Raw genomic sequence first — 22,717 nt, forward strand, 5'->3', positions numbered from 1 at the left:
TGAGAAGTCCCTTTTCTTTCGAAACTGTAAGGTGACCGCTTTAAAAATAACTATCCATTTTATCCAAATATTGTTTATACTAAACACAATGTAAGATCATATCTTGAGGAGGAACGTTGTGAAAAAGTTAACGATTTGGCTCATGCTGAGCTGTTTGATTCTGACACTCGGAATCGGACCATCAGCTGTTAAAACAGCAGCGGCAAGCGAATTGTCAGAAGCTGTCTTATTAACAGCAGGACAGGAAACAGTTTTGGAAACAGGAACAAATGAAAAGAATACATACTGGTACAAGGTCGAACATCAAGCCGGAATTGAAAAAACGGCGACACACTTTGAATTGTCGATTGATACGGATCAGCCGATTGAAGTAACGGCTTACCCGAGTCAAGAGATGGCATCAAAGGATGAGACGTTTGACCGTTACCGCGGATATGCGGAACCAAGTGACAAGGACGTCACGAAACTGGCTGTTCCTTATGCATGGGACGGACCGTACTACGTCAAAGTCGATTATTATCCGGAAATCGAAGAAGGTAAGACGGTCAAACCTGCTCACGTTAACTTGACGTACAACAATGTCAAACTGGCGGTCGAATACGAGCCAATCAGTGATATGAGCTGTATGGCGGAAGAAGCACTCAAACAAACATCGGATGAAAAGCCGATGCTTGCTTTGATGCATGCGATTCAAAAACAAGTGTTGAGCCAGTCGGAACAAGGACGCAGCTTAACGTCGTTGTACTACAAAGCCTCACCATACGTCGTCAAAACGTTGTTGTTCAACAAAGATAAACGGACACAAGCTTACGAAGACTTAAAATCACTGAAGCCGGCCATGTCTGCTCTTGTCAACGGGACGGCGTACACATTGACGAAAACCGATCAAGCAGCGGTCAACCGATTATACGCGTTGACGCGTGACGCATCACCGGAAGTCATCGCAACGGAAATCAATCAAGTCGCGAAGACGGCGAACATTGAAACAATCGGTGGTTCAGACTTAACAGAAGCGTTTAAACCGTTCGGTATTCAAGTAAAATCAGAAGCCAAAACACGGTTCATCGTTAAGCTGAAACCGGGTCATACTGAGCGGACGATGAAAATTGCCGGCACACAGGCAACAGACGTTGAGAAGTTATCGCTTGGTAAAACAGGTCAGTTTGTCATCGTCACGGAAGATCCGACGGTTAAAAATCAGTCGGCAGCAGTCCTGAAACAATCGTTGAAAAAATCAAGTGCTGTTGAGTATGTCGAAGAAGTTCAGACATACCGTGCAACTGGTGACATCAACTATGACTACCAATGGTCGCTCAACCAAAAATCGAGCGTCGAACAGTTCCCGGATGCGGGAATCGGATTCGAAAAATTCCTGGCAAATAATGCCGGTCAAAAGTTAAAACCAGTCACGATTGCAGTTATTGATACAGGGGTCGATTACCGCCTGAAGGATTTACAAGGGAAAGTTGATATTGCCCAGGAAAAGAACTACGTCGATGTGAACGGGAACGGAAATGCACTCGACGATAACGGTCACGGCACACACGTTTCAGGTGTCATTGCAGCAGCTCTTGAAAATGATTACGGCATTCGCGGTATCCATCAGTCGGCGAAAATTCTTCCTGTTAAGGTTTTGAACGCTAACGGTGAAGGGGAAACGGATGCGATTGCACTCGGAATTAAATATGCAGTTGATCACGGAGCAAAAATCATCAATATGAGTCTTGGCGGCGGGGAAAGCCGGACGATGGCATATATGATGAAATATGCGGCAGATCACGGTGTAACGGTCGTCGCAGCGTCAGGTAACGAATACGATATGTCCGTTGGTTTCCCGGCCAGTTCAGAATATGCCATTTCCGTCGGAGCGACAAACCCGCTCGGTATGGTTGCTGATTATTCGAACTACGGCATCGGACTCGATGTTGTCGCACCAGGTTCAAAAATTGCAAGTCTTGTTCCGGACGGTAATACCGTTTATATGGACGGTACAAGCATGGCGTCACCGCACGTCGCAGCAGTTGCGGGGATTCTGGCGTCACTCAATTCCAAATTGACACCAAAACAAATCGAGTCGATCTTACGGACAAGTGCTGAACCGCTTGCCTTTGAGAATCCAAATGATTGGTACGATGATGAAGACGATATGGAAGATGAGTATCCACCGGGATATGAAAAAGAAATGACACCGGACTTCCCGGCATTCGTCAGCCCGGTATCGGGATATGGAAAAGTCAACATCACACGTGCGATCTCGCAATTGCACCTAAACGGAAAAGTAAACCCGGTTTATGACAACCAGCTTGTTGTCAGCGGACAAGTTAAAACGGGTACAAAAGTTGAAGTTTGGTCGACGAAAAAGTTGACGGATACAAAAGATACGGCAAAAATGTTGGCAAAAACAACAGCAACAGCCGGTAAATACAGTGTGGCGATTCCCCGTCAGGAAAAAACATCTGTCTTGACGATTCGTTATGCGAACGGTCTTGACGTGACATCGGAACGGACGGAAGTCTTGCCAGGGAAAGCACCGGCTGCACCGAAAGTCAACCGTGTGTTGGTCGGAGCAACGAAAGTAACCGGTACCGCGATTGCGAACGGTAAGATTACGATTAAAGATGCGAAAAACAAAGTGGTTGGAAAAGGCGTTGTCGACAGCAAAGGGAAGTTTACGGTCAAAGTTAAAGCATTGCAACCAAACACCCGTCTTGCGGTCACGGTAACAGATATTGCCAACCGTTCAAGCAAAGCGACTGTCCTTACGGTCCTTGCTCCACCGGCAGCACCAAAAGTGAAGCCGGTGACAGCCGGTCAAACGAAAGTAACCGGTACAGGTGAGAAAAAAGCGCATGTGTATATCCAAAATGCGAAGAAAAAAGTCATTGCCAAAGGAACGGTCACTTCTAAAGGAACGTTCTCTGTAAAGATTGCGAAACAAAAAGCAGGAGCGAAGCTGTATGTCTACCTTAAAAATGACTTGAAACAAACGAGTCCTAAAACAGCAGTTGTCGTCAAAAAAGCGAAGAAATAAGTCTTGAAAGCAGCCTTTTTCGGGTAAAACGAAAAAGGCTGCTTTTTTTTTTTGAGGGGTTGTCTTACTTTTAAAGTATTTTTTTTGAAAATATGCTATTTTTAATTGATTCTATTATTTTTAGAAAAGCATCATTCCAATCGGATGATGAGGAGGATATTTCATGATTAATTGGATTCGGAGACGAATCGGGCGGCAATTACTGGCAGTATTTTATGTCTTACTGTTTTTGGTTTCGATGACTTCCTTTTGGGTTTATGGTTACATGGAAAATCGAATCGAATCATCACGCGATAACTTGGAAGTCATCAGCGAACAAAATCGTCGTGCGGATCATTTATGGGATAACTGGCAGAATGTCCAGTTTGGTTTGCGGGGATTTGTTATTTTCGGTAACCAGGAACGTTTTGATGAAATCCAGGAACTGCGGACTGAAATCAAAAGTGAAACGGATTGGTTTACCCGTAAAGCCAAAACGGATGAAGAAGAAGAATTTGCCGCTCAAATGACGAATATGTACAACTTATATTATGGGGCCTTGTTTCCTTTGACCCAGTCGTACGTAAATGAAAAAAAGGCGAATCAAATCAATGAAGATTTTTTACAGGGTGACAGTCTGTTCTCTTTACCGATTGCCAAACGATTGGTGGAACAAGGTCAATTAAAACAAACAGCGGACGGTTCGATTGATGTCGAACCGGATATTGAAAAAGCCTCTTCGGCATTAAATGAATACCGGAATAATTTACAACAACAGCAGGATACGGCCGTTGCCAACCTGCGGAGTGAAGTCGCAAAAACGAAATGGATATGGATTTCGAGTATCTTTGTCCTGATTATCTTTATTTTACTGTTTGTTCATCCATTCCTGAAACGAATGACGAAACAGTTATTACGCCTGATTGAGGACAATCGAAAGCTGTCGCGGAACGAGCCGATTGAGATGGATGTTATGGAGCGGCGGGCAGATGAGATTGGCATGTTGCGTTCTTCCTTTAATCAGATGGCTGTGACAACCGGTCTGCATAAAGAAGAGATGCAAAATAAAAACGAAGAATTACAGGCGCAGAGTGAAGAATTACTGGCCCAACAAGAAGAATTGCAATCGCAACAAGAAGAACTCGAAGAGGCGTATCAGGCGACGAAACAAAACGAAGAGAAGCTGAAGATGCGCAGCGAATTAACGGAAGCACTCGCTGTCCGGGAAACAGTCGAATCGTACCCGGCGATTGTTCAAAAAATGTTGGATATCACTTCATCCGAATACGGAGCCTTGTTGTTGTATGACGATGGCGTTTACATCGGTGCGACGACGAACGGCATGAAGATACAACAGGTTCAATCCTTACTGGATGATGAGAATTCCTTATTGAACCGGATGCGGTTAGGGACAAAAGTCGTTCAGTCGGAAAAACGGGTTTCGCGGACAAACGACACACCATACAGCTTCAGTACGCATGAAGTTGCCTTGCCGATTTACGATCCATCGACGAAACAGTTGATGGCTGCCGTCTACATGGTTCGTTATCAGTCTCCATACCAGCCGCAACAGTTGATGGATATGCGTGAGTTCTCGCAGCAGATGACCTTATCACTGCTTCGGACACGTTCATATGACGAGATGAAGCAGGAAAAACAAAAGACCGAGCAGGTACTTGACTCAATCCGGGAAGCGATTATTTATCTGGAAGACGGAAATGATGAATTATACGTCAACCGTCCGTTGTTCGAACTGATACCGGAGCTGCAATCCGAATTTACGAGGGATCGGACTTTATCGTCGGCCAGTTATGTGATTGAAGTGATGCGTAATATCGTCGATGATGTCGAACGATTTAACGATTATTTGGACTTGATCCGGTCCGGGGAAGTTTCTCCGGATAAAGTTCAATTTGATGTCCGTGGTAATTCCGCACATCTTGAAGTATATGCAGAACGAATCGATATTGAAGGTGGTTGGAAAGGGGTCATCCTCGTCATCCGTGATATTACCCGGGAAACAGAAGCAGACCGTCTGAAGACCGAACTTGTTTCGACGGTGTCTCACGAATTGCGGACTCCCTTGTCTTCGATTTACGGATTCACGGAATTGATGCTCAATCGGGAGATTGATGCGATAAAACAACAGAAATATTTGTCGACGATTCATAATGAAACGGAACGGCTGTCGAATTTGGTGACCGATTTCCTCGATGTTCAACGGATGCAATCGGGTGGACAACGTTACCAAATGGCTCATCTTGATTTGTATTCGATTGTCGATCAAGTGATTGGTGTCTATAAGGCGTCAAACGGACTTCACGATATTCAGCTTCACTTGTTGAGTGTAGAACGACCGGCGATTATTGGAGACGAAACACGGATTAAGCAGTTGCTGAACAATTTAGTCAATAACGCCATCAAGTATTCACCGGACGGTGGACAGGTTGACATTACAGTCAGCACGGATCAGGAAAATGCGACGATTCAGATTACCGATCACGGTATCGGGATTCCACAATATGCCTTTGCCCATCTGTTTGATAAATTTTATCGTGTGGATAATTCAGATACACGACGAATCGGGGGTACGGGACTTGGTCTTTCGATTTGTAAGGAAATCGTCAAAGAACATGACGGTGTGATTCATGTCGAATCGACTGTCGGAAAGGGAAGTACCTTTACGGTCGCCCTGCCGTTGCACGCATTGGAAAATGTCTAATCCAAACAGGTATCGGATTGCTTCAGCAACCGGTACCTGTTTTTGTTTTACAATAATTTTTCAAACGCTGAGAAAAAACACAAGACGTTCAGTGAATATTTAAATATAATGAAAAGATAGTTAAAAAACAGAAAGATTTGCCGATAAACATATAGGACAAACGAACTAGGACAAAAGAAAGGGCGTGGACGATGCATAAACTAATCTATACCATCATCGGCGGATGGGTGATGTCTCATTTGTTATGGTTAGGAATCATCGGCACATCATCGGATCTTTCGAGAACAGGGAACAGCCTGTTCATGATTCTAGGCGCGGTCCTTTCGACGATCATGTTGGTAGCGGCGGCGCGGCGTCATCCGAATCGTCCCTTTACGCAACGTCTATTTTTACTGCTCTTATTCGGAAATATGTCGCTGGCGATTGGCGAAACGGCAGAATTGATCGTGTCCCAACAGCACTTGGAACGTTCCGGAATGTTTGATGGAATTGATTTAATATTCAGTCTGCAAATCGGATTTTATTTGCTGGCTTTTTGTTATTTTTTAATCAGTCGCCGTTCAGAAGTGAATTTACGATTTTTCCTATTTGATGAACTCATCATTTTGATTGTGACAGGGGCGATTTCCTGGCATTATCTCGTCACGCCGTATTTGGAACAGGCGGAACTGTTCAGCATGGAAACACTGTTATTACTCCGTTATCCATTAGGAGATCTGTTGTTACTGGGTGGGATGCTGATCCTGTTCTTTGGTGTCATGAAACGTGGAAACAGTATCCCGCTTCTGATGATATTGATTGGTTTTCATCTGCAGTTGATTGCGGATTTATTATACGTCATTTTGGATCGAACCAGTTTTCCGATTTCTTTGATGTGGCTGGATCCGATTTGGATTGCGACCGTCTTATTAATTGGCGGGGCAGGACTGTTATTTGATGTCGATGAACGACCGATTGGATTTAACGTCAACCGGCGGATTCTGGACGGGATTCGTCTCGTGACACCGTATGTCTTCCTGTTGATTTTGTTTGTGACAATGGCACGTCAAGCCGTCAGTTGGAATGGTTTAACGATTGGTTTAATGATTGCCATTCCTTTATTGATTTCAAGGCAGGTTCGGATCGTGATGGACAATCAGCGGTTGCGGGAAAATCTTGAGGCGAAAGTCGAGGAGCGGACGGCAGCACTCGAACAGGCATTGGAAGAGATGGAGCATATGGCGTATCATGACGCACTGACGAATTTACCGAACCGGTATTTGTTTGCCCGCTTGTTCAAGGAGGAACTTCGCCGGGCGGAAATTCATCAACGATTTGTCGGTCTGTTTTTCATCGATATTGATCATTTTAAACAAGTGAACGATACATACGGCCATCAAATTGGAGATCAGTTGATCATTGATATCGCCAACCGTCTTGAAAAAAAATTGCCGCATAATACGGTCATCTCCCGACAAGGCGGGGATGAGTTTGTTTTACTGTTATTTGATGTCAAAGACGAATCGGACATCGAAGCATGTGGCCGACAGCTGGTTCAGTTATTCGAACGACCGTTCATTCTGAAGGACACGCCTGTCTTCATGACGGCAAGCATTGGCGGCGCTGTCTATCCGACGCATGCGACTTCCCGGACGGCATTAATCGAACAGGCGGATGTCGCGATGTATGAAGCGAAGCGGCGCGGAAAAAATCAATTTCATGTGGAAGTCTGAATCAAGCAAAGAGTCCCTGACAACTGTCGGGGACTTTTTTTGACTCATTTCATCTTACTCAGTAATTTCTCCAAAGCGATCGGGTCAGTCACTTGCTCATTGCAATGGTCACTGTCGATACAAATATAATTTCCGATTGCCCGGTATTGATCAGCGGATGGGTTCGTCCGGGCGGAGACAAGGGTGACATCACTGTATTGATTGCAGATGGTACAGATGCCTTTTTGAATCGTCGGAAGATACGTGCCTTCGATTCCGACCCATTCTCCTTTCAAAGGATAGACGAAGAATTTCTTTTTATTCCCGGTATCGTTCCAACTTAAATAGGTTGTCTTAAGAAAATCGATCGAGTGAAGAGGCGGATGCCGTAACTTCTTCGTTTTTCGAAACAGTTGCTGCAGTTGCTGTTCGGTAATCGACGGGAAAGATTGGACGAACGGTTGGATATCCTCGAGGTACCGGGCGAAATCCGTCTCAGTTTGAACGGTTCGAACGACCATCAATAATGCCTCCTGTTCGGCAGTCAAAACCGGAAGCAAATCAAAGATTTTTTTAGAGGCACTGTAAATGACGGCGTCCCGGACGTCCGGATCATGGACGGTACCCAATTGCTGAATCATCGCATCGACCTGACCACGGATGAAATTGTACTGAAATGGTTGAATGAAAGGTTCCATAAGATATCGCTCCCTTTGTAAGTCTTTATTCACGAAATCCGTTTCGGTGAAACGGTATTTTTTTGTTTTCTTCATGTAACACCCGGGAAATAAATACCTGAGGAGGTGTACAGGAATGCAAGCATTGACCGGACTTCGCCTGTTAAATTTAATCAGCTTTTTATTTGTCCTTTTAGCACGTGTCGTCTGGTATGAACCGCCGACGGGAGAGCCTCTTGCCATCGTGCCGGCATCGTTTACGGATGCGGTGTTTGGTGTTGTCTATACGACTTTGCTGATTTGGTGTATCCGGCCTGTCCAAGCGTATCCGGCTGACCGGACATTAATTTTTGATATCAGCGGCTGGTTTATATTGACGATGCTCGGATACGGAGCGAGTAGCATCGTCGGTCCTCCATGGGAACTTGTATTGACGACGATTTCGTTTATCAGTTTATGTATCATCTATATGAAAGTACAACATCATCCGAACCGTTCCCCGTGGATGCGTTCTCCCTTTTCCGTTTTTCTTGCCTGGTCGAGTATCCAGATATTAATTTTACCATTTCGTATTCTGCGTGACTTCCGGTTTGAAGATTTGTTTGGGCTGACGACATCCGAATGGGTGACAGTCATGCTAATTTTATTTGCCTGCGGCATCGTATTTTTTATTTTTGTGCATACCGACTGGGTCTTTGGTCTTGTCATGATTTGGTATTATGTCGGTCTGTTCTTTAATGAACGTTTAACGGACTTTCAACAAGGCATGACAGTCCTGAGCGTCATAGCAGTCCTGGTGGCGGTAGTTCTTGTCTTTCGGAAACGGGACCGGTTGTTTGCGAAAGAAAAAAGACCGGTTTCTTAAGAAAGCGGCAGTTGGTGTCATTGCTTTTGGTTTTTTGGGGTATATCCCTTATAGAAGTATAAAAGGGGGAAATGACCAATGGGGAAAAAGCAGTTGATCGGAACATATGATAATGAGACGGATTTGATTCGTCAGATTGAAGACTTACACTTTGCCGGATATCTGGAAGAAGACTTATACATCGTCCTGCAGGATAAAACCGATATGGCGATGTTGCGCGGACAATCGGCAGCCCAGCTCGTTTCGGGAAAACGGACATTATTCGAACGGTTTACAGGGAAGCCGGTAACAGAGGAAGAAACCCGTGAAGCGTTCCAATCTTTAGGTTTGCCGGAAGGTGACATGGAACAACATGTAGCAAGCGTCAAACACGGGGCTTATGTTCTGTTGGCGGATGAAGAAGGGGCAAGACGCCCTAAACCAGAACCCCAAAGTATTTTAGAGAGTGAACCGGAAGGCATTGAGGCTGAGCGGAAGCTTGACCATGAAAACCGGGCACTTGAGAACGAAAACGACCGGATGTTGTAACCGTGCCAGAGTGGAAAGGGTGAACGACGATGGATAGCCATTATCACACGATTTTAGTAGCAGTCGACGGCTCCAAAACAGCAGACTTAGCTTTTGAAAAAGCCGTTCAGTTCGCGAAACTCGATCAAGCAAAACTCGTCATCACACATGTCATCGATATTCAAACCTTTGCGAATGTCCGTGCGAACCAGCGCTTCATCGATCAAAATGTCACGGAGTACGCCCAGGAACTGCTTGATAAATATCAAAAACGAGCGGTCGAGGAAGGCGTAGCGGAAGTTGAACTGGTCATCGAAAGCGGGTCGCCGAAAACGCTGATTCCGAAAGTCATCGCACCGCGTGTCGGGGCAGGGCTGATCGTCTGTGGTGCTGTCGGAATGAATGCAATGGAACGAATCATGATCGGGAGTGTCTCTGAAAACATTACCCGTTATGCGAAGTGTGATATCTATATCGTTCGTCCGAAAACACTCAAGTGAACCAAAATACAAACAGGCTGTTTCGATCTCTGATCGAAGCAGCCTGTTTGTTTGCAGTCATATTGTTTTACGTTAATAAATAATAAAAAATGCCTAAGATAATCAAAATGACCGGCAACAAGACTAAATACATCCAGGACATGTTTTTGGCTGTCTGGCTGTTGCTGTACGTTTCTTCGTTTCGACTCTGTCCGACCATTACTGTAAAAATAAGTCCAAGTACACAGATTACTAAAGCAATCCAAAATAAGACGGTCATGTTTAGCCCTCCTTCAGTAAGATAAATCCTCTCTCCCATCATAACGAAAATTGGATTTACATGTCAGAATAATTGTGACAGTTTGGAGTTGACGCCATCTGGTTTAGGGGCTAAACTACTGATATGAGTTTAGGGGGTAAACTAATCATGAAAGAAAATCTGCGGGAAGCCGTTCAATTATTTGAAGAGGTGATGATTCACGGGACGGAACGTGTCCTGAAATCAGTTGATTCACCGGTTTGGCGTCTCTATTCACCAGAACAACTCCATTTGCTGAAGCTGGTCGATAAATATGGACCGATTGCTTCCGGACGGATTGCCGTCATTCAAGGAGTTCATAAAAGTGCGATTTCCAATCGTCTGAAAAAGTTAAATGAACACGGCCTGGTCGAAGTCGAACGTTCGGAAGATGATCACCGGACAAAACGGATTATTTTGACGGAAGCCGGGAAAGAAGTCGTCGAAGCGTCGGACCAAGCGATTTACAGTTATTTGGAACAATTGATTGATGGCAAGGTCGACGATGATGAAATCAAACAGTTCATCGAGACATTCCGGAAAGTCAAAGCTATTTTAAAGATTGAAGATTAATTCAGAAAAACAGACACAGAAGAGGTGGAACGGGAATGCGACAAATCGTCAAATGGCGTTGGCCGATCGTAATCGTCTTGTTGCTTGCGACAGTCGGATTATTTTTAGCGGCACCAAACTTATCAAAACAAGCAGAAGATGCGGGTGCCATTCAGCTCGCGAGTGATACGGATTCACAACGGGCAGCGGATATTTTAAAAGCAGCCGGTGCAAGTGAAGAAACGATTTCGCTGGTCATTCCGTTAAAGGAAGCCGTCACGAAAGAAGACCGGACGGAAATCGGTCAAATCGTTAAAGATTTAGAGAAACTGGATCAACCGGTGACGGGAGTCCTGAATCCGTTTGAGAGTAAGGAAACGGAAGGACAACTGATTTCAAAAGACAAAAAAACAGTCCTCGTTCCGATTACCGTTGATGGTTCGCAGGAAGAAATCACGGCACTCGCTGAAGATATCCGAAGTGATCTCTTACCGGATGACCGGACGATTTATCTGACGGGTGAATCACTCATCAATGCCGATGTGAACAAAAGCTCACAAGAAGGATTAAAACGAACCGAATTAATCACAGTCGGTCTGATTTTTGGACTGTTGCTAATTGTTTTCCGTTCGATTGTCACACCATTCGTTCCATTATTTGCGGTAGGTGTCACGTATTTAATGAGTCAATCATTTGTCGCCTTTTTCGTTGATTGGTTCGGATTCCCCGTCTCGAACTTCACACAGATTTTCCTTGTGGCGATTCTCTTTGGGATCGGGACGGATTACTGTATCCTGCTTCTGAGCCGGTACAAAGAAGAATTGACTGCCGGACATGATGTCGAGACAGCCATCGTCAACACCTATAAAACAGCAGGACGGACCCTTCTCATCAGTGGTCTTGCCGTCCTTGTCGGCTTCTCGGCAATCGGTTTCGCTGATTTCCCGATCTTTAAATCATCGGTCGCTGTTGCGGTCGGAATCGCGGTCTTGTTACTGGTTCTCTTTACACTGGTGCCGTTTTTCATGGCGACGTTAAAAGAGAAATTGTTCTGGCCGTCAAAAAATGCGGCGAGCCATCAGGACAGTCGTTTGTGGGCCCGATACGGCGGATTATCGATTCGTCGTCCATTACTTGCGATGGCAATCGTCGCTGTGGTGACGATCCCGACCCTGTTCACTTATGATGACGATCTATCGTTCAACACCGTCGATGAGATTGGTGCAAAATATGAGACGGTCAAAGGATTAAATGCCATTTCAGACGGTTTTGGTGCCGGCGAGTCGTTGCCGGTCAATATTATCCTGAAGGACGACCAAAACATCGTGACTGAAAAAACGGTTCCTTATGCGGAACAGTTGAGCCGCGAACTGGTCAAACTGGATGGCGTCAAAGCTGTCCGCTCCATCTCACGTCCGACGGGTGATGTCATTGACGATTTATATGTCGATCAACAACTGAAACAGGTTGCATCTGGTCTGACGGATGCAAAAGATGGACTCGGTGAAGTCGGGCAGGGTCTTGAGACTGTAGAAGACAACTTACAGACTATCAGTGGTCAGCTTCCGGCCGGAGATCAAGCGTCGGCAGGAGCAGCACAGCTGCAGCAGGCCGCAGACGGTCTCGGTCAAATCAATCAACAGTTAACGCTTGTTGGTCAAGGGTTACAATCTGCGGAAAACATTCCGCAAACTGTCGGGACATTGACAGCGTTATCCGGTCAATTGACCCAAATTCAAACGGGGATCGCACAAGCGGCAACCGGGATTGAAACACAAGGTGCACAAGCCGATCAACTCGGTACCGGATTAACCCAACTGGCGGATGGTGTCGGATCTGCCAATGCAGGACTTGGTAAAATCGAAGACGGATTAACGGAAGCTGCCGATTTCCTGAAAGAGATGGGGAACTCCAAAACGATTCGCGGTACCGGGATGTTCATTCCGAAAGATACCTTAGCGAGTAAAGACTTCGAACCTGTCATTGACCGTTATACGATTGATGATCAAACCGGTCTGAAATTCGAAGTCATCCTGAATGATGATCCGTATTCACCGGAAGCGATCGAAACGGTTGCTGCCATCAAGAAAACGACAGCGAGCACACTGAAAGATACACCGCTTGAACAGGCACAAGTTGCGTACGGCGGTATCTCAAGCATCAACAGTGATTTAAATGATACGTCTAAAGCCGATTTTTCACGGACGGTCGTCATCATGATCATCAGTTTGTTCATCGTCCTTGCGATCATGTTCCGTTCATTGATCATGCCGCTGTTTATGATCGGTTCGCTCCTGTTGACGTACTATACGTCGGTATCGATTGCTGAACTGATCTTCGTCAACGGTCTTGGTTATGACGGCATCAGCTGGGCCGTTCCGTTCTTCGGATTCGTTATGCTCGTCGCTCTTGGTATCGATTACTCGATCTTCCTGCTCGACCGGTTCCGGGAAGAAACGATTAATGGACTCGAGACGAATGAAGCGATGTATGTTTCGATGAAGAAAATGGGATCTGTCATCATCACGGCTGCCATCATCCTTGCCGGAACGTTTGGTGCGATGATGCCGTCGGGTGTCCTGAGTCTGGTTCAGATTGCAACAATCGTCATCACGGGTCTGCTTCTGTACGGATTAATTGTCTTACCGCTCCTGATTCCGGCAATCACGGTATCGTTCGGAAAAGGTGTCTGGTGGCCGTTCCGTCAAAAGCAAAATAAGAAGTAAGTCGATTCGACTGGTCCATTCGGAAATCATCCGGATGGACTTTTTCGTTATACTACAAACAGGAGGCGATGGAAATGCAACAGTTTAAACAATTAACGGACCGGATCTGGTATCAAACGCCGGTCAGTGAAACGGATCGGCCGATCGTTGCCGTCATTACGGGTGACGACCGGAGTCTAGTAATTGATGCCGGAAACTCAAGTCAGCACGCGACACTCTTTTTAGAGGAGATGAAGAATCAGGGGCTCGGACGTCCGGATCTCGTCGCATTGACGCATTGGCACTGGGATCATATTTTCGGGATAAAACAGATGGCGGTACCGACGATCGCAACGCACCGGACAGTCGAAGAAATGCAGAAAATGCTGGACTACGAATGGACGGATGAGGCGCTCGAGGAACGGATTCGTCAAGGCATTGAAATTCCGTTTTGTGCGGATGCGATCAAACTGGAGTTCGGGAAGGACCGGGAGATTGAAGTCATCTTGCCGACGATTCGTTTCACGGGAGAACTTGAAATCGACCTCGGGGGCGTGACGTGTCTGTTACGACAAGTCGAGAATGACCATTCACCAGGGAGTGCTCTTGTCTATATTCCGGAAGAACGGGTTTTATTTTTAGGAGATGCCATGTATGCGGATATTTTCTCCGACAAGTGGAATTATACAGTCAATCAAACAACGCGGCTGTTAGATACGATTGCTGAATACGAGGCGGATTATTATGTCTGGTCTCACGGCGAAGCGATGGCGAAAGACGCGTTTGAGCAAGAGGTACACGTCTTCCGCCAAATCATCGAAGTGACAAAACAAGCAGAAGGACATATATCGGAGATGCGCCGGCTGTATCGTGATCTGGTCGGACGGGACTTGACGACAGACGAAGAAGAAACACTCGTATTTTTTGCGAATGGTGCGAAAAAATAATTAAAACAGCAGGTGCTGAACCGTTCATTCGAGAATTCCTTAAGTAATAAGATGGAAAAAAACGGATTTTAGCAAAGGGGTTCTCGTAATGGATCGTAAGCCTGAAGATCGGAATGAAACGGCCAATCGTGTATTTTTTGGAACAACTAACATTTTCACGATCCTTGTAGTGATTGGCTTTGCCTTATACCTGCTGTATCAATTTTTTGTGAAATGACTGATCACCCTGTAGCTCAGGGTGATTTTTTTCGTTTTAGGGGAGTGCAAGCGAACCAGATATTGGGTAATCCTTAACTGAGGGCACAAAGAAAACTCACTTAAAAGGAGGCACTTCAACAATGAAACGCATCCAGATTGCCGACTTTGATCGTCGAATGCCACCACTTGAACTACGAGAGATGGATGACTATTACGAAGCGGTATTGGTATCAAACTATGATGAATTGTATCCTTCGACCCAAGTACGGACGATACAGTTGGCAGATATTTATGTCAATCTTGTGATGACTTCTGAAGGGGCGCATCTCGTATCCGCGCTCTTTTTAAAACCGGTCGAAGTACCGGATATCGTCGCCTGGATGCAACTCTATACGATAGGTTTTGCGACAGCGGATGCAACAGGTTACTACGTGGAACAAGCAGATGAAATTTTAGAAATCGTTTTATATCAGGGAAATCCGATTGTCATTGCGACGAGAGGAACCGATCGATTGTACTATGAGACGGAAGGAGCAATTGAGATGCGGCGGGAATCAAGCGAAGTGATCGGGAAAAAACCATTGTTGTATTTGAATGGAGAAGCCCGGTTTGAGGTTCCTCATCTTGAGTTTAATCCGAATCAGGATGAGATTCATATTAACGGTACCTTTTTATTTGCAGACTATATGGATACGTATCAGGGACGGGTCGGATTTTTCCGGAAAACGGATTCGAATCTGCCGATTGTCTTACTGGTCGGTAAAGCCATTATCGAAATGGAACTGACAGAAAATCCGGATGGAAGCCGTATCCTTGTCATTGAGCAGCCATACGATGAAGCTTAATTTTACCATGAGGATACCGGGGATTTTTTCTGAGAAAAGTTAAAAAGGACGAATCTTTAGCTAATCATGAAATCCCTTACAAAATATGCGAGAATAGGAATAGAGACAAAAAGGGAAGGGATGCGGGACGAACATGGTGAAAGAGATGCCACGAAATTCAAAGTGGATGCGTTCCTACAATCGGGCACTTGTATTACGTTTGATTCGGATGCATCAACCGATTTCACGAGTGGAACTGGCACAACAGACAAAATTGACGAAACCGACCGTTTCGAATATCGTCGGAGAATTGATTGCGGATCAACTCGTGATGGAGCGTGAACTCGGTGTCTCAAACGGAGGACGGAAACCGATTTTACTCGAATTGGTGGCGAAAGAACAATACGTCATCGGGATCGATGCAACCAGTCACCGTTTTATCGGCGTCATCGCGGATTTAAGCGGGAATACGATTCACGAAGTGGAAACGATGGGGAAATTTGATACGAATGAAGAATTAATGGAAGCTGTCGTTCAATTGTGTCAACAATTGATTGACGCAACCGATCAGGTCGGAACGATTCATGGAATCGGTATATCCGTTCACGGGATGGTTAATCCGGAGACCGGGGTCATTCTGTTTGCTCCCCGTTTTCACCTCCATGATGTCGCCTTAAAAGAACATTTGGAACAGCGTTTTGCGTATCCGGTCTTCATTGAAAATGATGTCCGGGCACTCGCTTCGTTTGAACTGTTATTCGGAGAAGGCGTCGGGGTCGACCAATTTTTCTATTTGTATGCCGGAGAAGGAATTGGGGGAGCATATGTCCTGGACGGGAAACTGATTGACGGCGAAAATCACATTACCGGTGAGGTCGGACATATGCGGCTCGATTTGGACGGACCAATCTGTTCCTGCGGTAACCGCGGCTGCCTTGAAGCATTAGCCGGTGAGAAAGCGTTATTACGTGATTTTGAAGCTGTTGATCCGCAAGTCAAGACGTTAACGGAACTCCGGCGACGCTTGACGGACCAGGATCCGCATGCGACGGCAGCATATCACAGGGCGGGCGAGTATATCGGAATCGGTGTCCTGAATACGATTCATCTGATCAATCCGAAACGTATTTTACTCGGGGGCCCGATGTTCGAACTGGCACCATCCATTGTCGATCAAATTAAAGAACGGGTCGAGCACACGGCCTTGACGACCGCTTCACGTGAAACCGACGTCAAGATGGTTCCTTGGAGTGAAAAACAAGGGGCACTCAGTGCAGCAGCACTCGCGACAAACAGTATTTTTCAAACGATTTAAAATCAGCTTGTTGGATGACGGTGTTATTTACCGGATTCAACAAGCTTTTTTGATGGGAATAAATGCCGAAAAAAATATTTTTTGAAACCGTTTACAAAACAAAACCGGATGTGCTATAGTTTTCTTAAAGTTAGATAATAAATTTAATTTACTAAGTTTTCATCAACTAGTGGAGGTGGATGCAGACCGGCAGGGACCGGTTAAGCTGAAACAGAAAGAAGGGGGCGTCGCGCAGATGGAAACAGAGGATTTATGGGTTTCCTACCGTGAAGCTTTCGGGCGTTACGGAGCAATCCGTGGCTTTTACGTGAACCGTTTGACAGGAGATATGACGGAACAACAGCCGGGAGATAAGCGGTCTGCAGATCAGGACGGCGTTCTCGTTCGGCCACGACAAGATGGAGTCTTTCAATTTCGAATGTCGTCCGTACAAGGGGTACTGACGATTCGGTCTTCAGAACTTCATCTTCGAAAAAATGAGAACGGATACATCGAATTACGGGTGTTGATGCAACACATGCGCACAGCCGGTTGTTTGACGCTCGGTGGAGAATTTTATCTGTTCGTGACACCGGAAGTGGACACGCTCGACTATCGTCTACGACTGATTGCACGGGTCTTGATTCAACTCCAACGGATGCCGATTGGCATGGAAGTCATCGAACAATGGTGTCAACACGCACAGCTTGAAGGGCAACAGCTTAGAAAGTACGCTTGACCACTCACATACAAAAGGGGATCACTCACATGAAATTCAAAAAAACCAAAGTACTTGCAGCCGCATCAGTTCTGACATTATCGGCACTTCTCGCTGCTTGTGGCGGCGAAGATGAAAAACAAGCCACAACCAAAGACGGCAAAACGATCATTTCCTGGTGGGGTTGGGCACCTCAGCCTGAAGCCGGTAAGGAAGTCGTCGATGCCTTCAATAAATCACAGGACAAATATGTCGTCGAATTCAAACGGTACAGTGAAGATTACGAAAAGCAACTTCAAGTCGCGATGTTATCTGGTAAGGGACCAGACATCATCGGCTTAAAAGAACCAATGATTCAACAATACAAAGACCGTGTCGTACCGGTCGATTCTTACATGGATAAAGCAGCCGGCAAAGGATGGAAAGATAAATTCGTTGAGCTCGGAATTGATCAAACGACGATTGACGGCAAACAATATGCAGTTCCAATCGGCTTTACAGGTCAAGCTTACTTGATGTACAACAAAACGATGCTTGATAAATACGGCGTGACGCCACCGAAAAACTACAAAGAAACAGTCGATGCGGTCAAGAAGATCAAAGCGTCGGGCGATAAAGTCATTCCATTGATGCTCGGAGCAAAAGATGCCTGGATCGATATCGATGTTTACAACGTCTTAAGCCACCAGGTAGCACCGGGTTACATCCAAAAGGTCTTATCCGGCGAAGCGAAATGGACAGACGACGAGATGGTCAAGACAGCGCAAATCTGGCAAGATCTGTTTGAAAAGAAAGTCTTCCAAGAAGGTGCACTCGGACTTGCGACATACAATGACGGGATGAACCAGTTCTTCGATAAAAAGGCAGCGATGTGGGTCATCGGTTCATGGGAAGCGCACTCGATGACGACAGCTGAGAAAAAAGACAAATGGAAAATCAAAGACGAGCTTGGCTTCACACCACTTCCAAACCTTGCAGGTGGAACAGAACAACCAATCATCGCATCGATCGACATGGCGCTTGCCGTCAACAAAGAATCAAAACAACAAGAAGGTGCAGCTGAATTCGTTGCCTTCATGAGCCAAGGTGAAGGACAGGAAGTCTACATGGGCGAGTTCGAAATGGCACCGGGAATCAAGGATGTCAAAATTGATTCAGACGCAGCCTTCACATCTGAAGGGGAAAAAGAGTCGTACAAAATGCTGAACGAAACACTTTCTAAAGCTGTAGCAAGCCGTGGTATTCGTGATACAAAACTTAACGATATCCTCGGTAAGGAACTTCAAAACATCGCGACGGGTCAAAATCCGAAAGAAGCACTCCAACGTGTTCAGGATGCAGCCGATCAATCGAAAAAATAAGAACGATACAGTGAAGTGGTGCGCCCTGCGTGCCACTTCCTGATTTTTAAGATCAAGAAAGTGGGGAAATCGTTATGCAGACAGAGCAACAAGAATTGCCGATCAAACCAAAAGCGGAAACGCTGAAACCAGCACCCCGTTCAAACGTTCCGAAAAAGAAAAGAAAAGGCAAAATGAAGCAAAACATGGTCGGTTGGGCGTTCGTCGGACCCATCGTCCTGTTTGTCGTCGCGTTTATCTATTACGGGATTTTCTATAACGCGTATAACTCCTTCTTCTCATGGGACGGAATTTCGTTTGATAAAGTCTTCGTCGGGTTTGAAAACTACGCGGAAATGTTCCGTGATCCGGATTTCTATCTCTCGCTTAAAAACACGTTCATCTTCACGATTTTAACGGTTACGATTCAAGCCTTTATCGGTCTTGTTCTCGCGTACTTCCTGCACACACAGGGACCGTTACGGACTGCCATGAAATCGGTCTTCTTCTTCCCGGTTGTCCTGAGTCCGGTTGTACTTGGTGCCGCTTTCTCGCAAATTTATGACTTCCAATTCGGTTACATCAACGAATTTCTCCGGGCAATCGGTCTCGGCAGCTTAGAACAAAACTGGCTGGGTGATCCGGATATCGCGTTGTACTCGGTCATTGCCATCAACATCTTCCAATGGACAGGTTCATCGATGGTCATGTACTACATGGCGATGCTGACGATTGAAAAAGAAATCTTTGAAGCCGCTAAAATCGATGGTGCCGGATTCTTCCGGACGCTCTGGAGTATCGTCTTCCCGAACTTAAAAGGAACGACATTCACGTTATCGATTCTCGGTGTAATCGGTGGTCTGAAGACGTTTGACCTGGTCTGGATCACGACGGCCGGTGGCCCCGGTTCTTCAACGGAATTCATCTCGACGTACCTGTTCCGTAAATCGATGTTGCAACAAGAAGTCGGTTTTTCAAGTGCCGTTGCCATCATCTTGCTGACAATCGCTTTACTGATTACGTACATCCAGTTACGTGTTCAAAAGAAAATGGATAACTAAGGAGGAACGTCCCATGAATGTAGAATCTAAAAAAAGCCGTTGGGTAATCAACCTCGTCCTGATGCTTGCTTCGATCGTCTGGCTGTTTCCGATCTTTGTCATGTTCAAGGAGAGCTTACGTGTCAACGGATTTGAAAACTATATCGCCACACTGCAAAACCCGAACTTCCCGACGTTCGTCTTTAACAGTTTCTTCGTCGCCTTCTTCATGATCATCATCTCGATCACGATTCTCGCGTTTGCCGCATTCGCGTTTTCAAAACTCGAATTCGCCGGAAAACGTCTGCTGTTCAACATGGTACTCGCCGGTCTGATGTTACCGGTCGCTTCGATGATTGTGCCGCTGTTCTTCACGTTACGTTCGTTTGACGGTCTCAACAACCACTGGGGTTTGATCGGGGCAGAAGTTGCCTTCTTCCTCCCGTTCGGTTTAATGCTGATCAAAGGATATTTTGACGAATTGCCAAACGAATTAATGGAAGCCGCGTACATTGACGGCGCAACGATTCTTGAAGTCTTCTTCAAAGTCATGTTGCCGCTCGCGAAACCGGCTCTTGCAACAGCATTGATCTATGCGTTCCTCAACTCGTGGAATGAGTATTTGATGGTCCTGACGTTCATGACGGATCCGGCTTATCAAACGGTTACGATGGCACCAAGCTTCTTCAAAGATGCACTCGGCGGTGACCCGGGGAAAATCTATGCGTCACTCGTCTTAATCAGTTTACCGACAATGGTCTTCTATATCTTCTTCCAACGTTTCTTCCAAAAAGGAATGACGGCAGGTGCAGTAAAATAATTTGTTTTCAGTCAGGGGGAGCACAATGTATTTAGGCGTCGATTATTACCCGGAACAAACTCCACGTGCGTTATGGGAGGAAGATTTCCGTTTGATGAAAGAACTTGGTGTCAACGTCGTCCGGTTGGCGGAATTCGCCTGGACGATGATGGAGCCGGAAGAAGGAGTTTACGATTTCCGCTTTTGGGACGATATCATCGAACGCTTGAGTGCCGCCGGTTTTGATATCGTCCTCGGGACACCGACGGCGACACCGCCGGCATGGATGTGTCACAAGTATCCGGAGATTCTTCCGGCAGACGAGCATGGCGTGACAATCAGCTTCGGAGCCCGTCGTCACTACACGGTTCACAGTGAAACATATCAAAAGTTTTCGGTTGCCATTACGACTGAAATGGCGAAACGGTACGGAAAACATCCGCGTGTCATCGGTTGGCAGACGGACAACGAATACGGTCATGAAAAGTCCGACCGTTCATACAGTGACGTCGACCGGGCTGCATTCCAGGTATGGCTGAAAAACCGCTACGAGACGCTTGACGCGTTAAATGAAACATGGGGAACCGTCTTCTGGAGTCAGACCTATACGGCATGGGAGCAAATCCCGGTGCCGCGGAAAGTCTACCAGGAACATAACCCGTCGTTACTCGTCGACTTCGACCGCTTCTGTGCCGACGGATATAACCACTACAACAAACTGCAAGTCGATGCACTCCGGGAACATATTCATCCGGACGCCTTCATTACACATAACCTCGTTTACAGTGACATGGCCGTCAATCAACAGCAGATGGCACAGGATCTCGATTATGTCGCCTTTGATAACTATCCGGTCTGGGGTGGTTTGCCGGAACCGAACCGTTTCGAGAAGATGGCGAGCGATCATGACCTTTGCCGCTCCTCAAAACAAGGGAAAGGCTTTTGGGTGATGGAGCAGCTCAGCGGAGCGCAAGGCTGGAGTAAAATCGGTTACTTGCCGCGCCCGGGACATATCCGGTTGTGGACGTATCAGGCTGTCGCGCGCGGTGCCGAAGCGATCGTCTATTTCCGCTTCCGGGCTGCCTTGTTCGGGACGGAAGAATTTTGCCACGGTATCATCGATCACGATGGAAAACCAAAACGCAAATTCAACGAAGTCAAACAGATCATGACCGAACTCAATACGTTTGGTGACGAGATCAATGCGAGCAGCTATCAAGCAGAAGTCGGCGTCTATTTTGATCAGGAAAATGTCTGGGCCTGGACACATCAACCGCACAGCGATGCGTTTGATTTCCGGACTGAGTTCGTCCGGTTCTACGGCGGTGCCGTCCGTCGTCAAGCATCGACGGATATCGTGTTCCCGGGCGACCGCCTCGATCAATATAAATTAATCATCGTTCCGCTGTATTTCCTGACGAATCCAACATTTGACCAAGCACTGATTGATTACATGGAGCAGGGCGGACACGTCATCTTCACGTACCGGACCGGCGTCAAGGACCCGCATAACAATGTCTTGCCGTTAACGTTACCAGGGAAGTTCGCACCGTATGCAGGAATCGAAATCGATGAGTACGAATCGTTGCAGGCTGTACAGGAAAACCGGATTGAAGGCATCGGAGCATTCGCCGGACACGGTTCACCGGCCCGGCTCTGGTGTGACTTGATTACACCGACGACAGCTGAACCACTTGCTGTCTACCGCGATACGTTTTATGACGGCGTTGCTGCCGTGACACGCAACGAATACAAAGGAACGATTACCTATATCGGCGCATCGATCGACGATGCGATGATCGATACGATTTACCGGCAAGCGTTTCTCGATGCTGGTGTTCAGACGTTTGAAGCACCGGATCAAGTCGAGGTCGTCCGCCGTCACGGGGAGACACGCGATTTCGTCTTCCTGATGAACCACGATACGAAAGCAAGCCGGGACGTTGTGCTCGATGCTGCCTATAAAGAGTTGAATACGAACGAGACATATAGTGGAACAGTGACACTCGCCCCGCTCGAGACGCTGATTCTGACAACGTAAGGAGGAGAAC

Annotated in this window: 18 protein-coding genes; 16 read left to right on the forward strand and 2 right to left on the reverse strand. The window is 46.3% G+C overall.

Annotated features, from left to right (window positions below):
- Nucleotides 1–118: 118 nt before the first annotated feature.
- The 3 genes from DVG79_RS12610 to DVG79_RS12620 all read left to right on the forward strand — a co-directional run bounded on the left by DVG79_RS12610 (nucleotide 119) and on the right by DVG79_RS12620 (nucleotide 7,444).
- A complete protein-coding gene (locus DVG79_RS12610; RefSeq protein WP_114597039.1) occupies nucleotides 119–3,031 on the forward strand; it encodes a S8 family peptidase in 2,913 nt (970 codons plus the stop codon).
- A 163-nt stretch (nucleotides 3,032–3,194) separates the two neighbouring features.
- Nucleotides 3,195–5,732: an ATP-binding protein gene (locus tag DVG79_RS12615; protein ID WP_114597040.1), complete on the forward strand. Its 2,538-nt coding sequence runs from the start codon at nucleotides 3,195–3,197 to the stop codon at nucleotides 5,730–5,732.
- A 191-nt stretch (nucleotides 5,733–5,923) separates the two neighbouring features.
- The gene (locus DVG79_RS12620; protein ID WP_114597041.1) at nucleotides 5,924–7,444 is read left to right on the forward strand and encodes a GGDEF domain-containing protein; all 1,521 of its coding nucleotides are present in this window, start codon (nucleotides 5,924–5,926) and stop codon (nucleotides 7,442–7,444) included.
- Between the two features lie 44 nt (nucleotides 7,445–7,488).
- On the opposite strand, the gene DVG79_RS12625 is transcribed toward DVG79_RS12620, so the two are convergent.
- On the reverse strand, nucleotides 7,489–8,121 hold the full coding sequence (locus DVG79_RS12625) for a FusB/FusC family EF-G-binding protein (RefSeq protein WP_158537538.1): 633 nt from the start codon (nucleotides 8,119–8,121) through the stop codon (nucleotides 7,489–7,491).
- Between the two features lie 115 nt (nucleotides 8,122–8,236).
- Between DVG79_RS12625 and DVG79_RS12630 the strand changes: the two genes are divergently transcribed.
- From DVG79_RS12630 to DVG79_RS12640, 3 genes are all read left to right on the forward strand, one after another.
- Nucleotides 8,237–8,965, forward strand: coding sequence for a hypothetical protein (locus DVG79_RS12630; protein WP_158537539.1), 729 nt, complete (start codon nucleotides 8,237–8,239; stop codon nucleotides 8,963–8,965).
- A 78-nt stretch (nucleotides 8,966–9,043) separates the two neighbouring features.
- Complete coding sequence (locus DVG79_RS12635; protein ID WP_114597044.1) at nucleotides 9,044–9,493, forward strand: general stress protein; 450 nt, start codon at nucleotides 9,044–9,046, stop codon at nucleotides 9,491–9,493.
- A 29-nt stretch (nucleotides 9,494–9,522) separates the two neighbouring features.
- Nucleotides 9,523–9,972: a universal stress protein gene (locus DVG79_RS12640; protein ID WP_114597045.1), complete on the forward strand. Its 450-nt coding sequence runs from the start codon at nucleotides 9,523–9,525 to the stop codon at nucleotides 9,970–9,972.
- A 67-nt stretch (nucleotides 9,973–10,039) separates the two neighbouring features.
- Here DVG79_RS12640 and DVG79_RS12645 read toward each other — a convergent pair whose 3' ends face one another.
- Nucleotides 10,040–10,231: a hypothetical protein gene (locus DVG79_RS12645; protein WP_012369273.1), complete on the reverse strand. Its 192-nt coding sequence runs from the start codon at nucleotides 10,229–10,231 to the stop codon at nucleotides 10,040–10,042.
- A 147-nt stretch (nucleotides 10,232–10,378) separates the two neighbouring features.
- Here DVG79_RS12645 and DVG79_RS12650 point away from each other — a divergent pair, with 147 nt between their 5' ends.
- The 10 genes from DVG79_RS12650 to DVG79_RS12695 all read left to right on the forward strand — a co-directional run bounded on the left by DVG79_RS12650 (nucleotide 10,379) and on the right by DVG79_RS12695 (nucleotide 22,707).
- Complete coding sequence (locus tag DVG79_RS12650) at nucleotides 10,379–10,822, forward strand: MarR family winged helix-turn-helix transcriptional regulator (protein WP_026829386.1); 444 nt, start codon at nucleotides 10,379–10,381, stop codon at nucleotides 10,820–10,822.
- A 35-nt stretch (nucleotides 10,823–10,857) separates the two neighbouring features.
- The gene (locus DVG79_RS12655; RefSeq protein ID WP_114597046.1) at nucleotides 10,858–13,527 is read left to right on the forward strand and encodes an MMPL family transporter; all 2,670 of its coding nucleotides are present in this window, start codon (nucleotides 10,858–10,860) and stop codon (nucleotides 13,525–13,527) included.
- 74 nt (nucleotides 13,528–13,601) lie between these two features.
- A complete protein-coding gene (locus DVG79_RS12660) occupies nucleotides 13,602–14,453 on the forward strand; it encodes an MBL fold metallo-hydrolase (protein WP_114597047.1) in 852 nt (283 codons plus the stop codon).
- A gap of 338 nt (nucleotides 14,454–14,791) precedes the next feature.
- Nucleotides 14,792–15,496 carry a hypothetical protein gene (locus DVG79_RS12665; protein ID WP_012369277.1) on the forward strand — a complete coding sequence of 235 codons (705 nt, stop codon included), beginning with the start codon at nucleotides 14,792–14,794 and terminating at the stop codon, nucleotides 15,494–15,496.
- A gap of 145 nt (nucleotides 15,497–15,641) precedes the next feature.
- Entirely contained in the window at nucleotides 15,642–16,790 is a 1,149-nt protein-coding gene (locus DVG79_RS12670; RefSeq protein ID WP_233494599.1) for an ROK family transcriptional regulator, read from the forward strand.
- 235 nt (nucleotides 16,791–17,025) lie between these two features.
- Nucleotides 17,026–17,508: a hypothetical protein gene (locus DVG79_RS12675; RefSeq protein WP_026829381.1), complete on the forward strand. Its 483-nt coding sequence runs from the start codon at nucleotides 17,026–17,028 to the stop codon at nucleotides 17,506–17,508.
- A 29-nt stretch (nucleotides 17,509–17,537) separates the two neighbouring features.
- The gene (locus DVG79_RS12680) at nucleotides 17,538–18,848 is read left to right on the forward strand and encodes an ABC transporter substrate-binding protein (protein WP_114597048.1); all 1,311 of its coding nucleotides are present in this window, start codon (nucleotides 17,538–17,540) and stop codon (nucleotides 18,846–18,848) included.
- A gap of 74 nt (nucleotides 18,849–18,922) precedes the next feature.
- Nucleotides 18,923–19,888, forward strand: a complete 966-nt coding sequence (locus DVG79_RS12685; protein WP_114597049.1) for a carbohydrate ABC transporter permease — start codon at nucleotides 18,923–18,925, stop codon at nucleotides 19,886–19,888.
- A 13-nt stretch (nucleotides 19,889–19,901) separates the two neighbouring features.
- On the forward strand, nucleotides 19,902–20,687 hold the full coding sequence (locus DVG79_RS12690; protein WP_026829378.1) for a carbohydrate ABC transporter permease: 786 nt from the start codon (nucleotides 19,902–19,904) through the stop codon (nucleotides 20,685–20,687).
- 25 nt (nucleotides 20,688–20,712) lie between these two features.
- Nucleotides 20,713–22,707, forward strand: a complete 1,995-nt coding sequence (locus DVG79_RS12695) for a beta-galactosidase (protein WP_114597050.1) — start codon at nucleotides 20,713–20,715, stop codon at nucleotides 22,705–22,707.
- Nucleotides 22,708–22,717: the final 10 nt, after the last annotated feature.

The organism is Exiguobacterium sp. RIT594 (assembly GCF_003339585.1).
Lineage (GTDB): Bacteria > Bacillota > Bacilli > Exiguobacteriales > Exiguobacteriaceae > Exiguobacterium_A.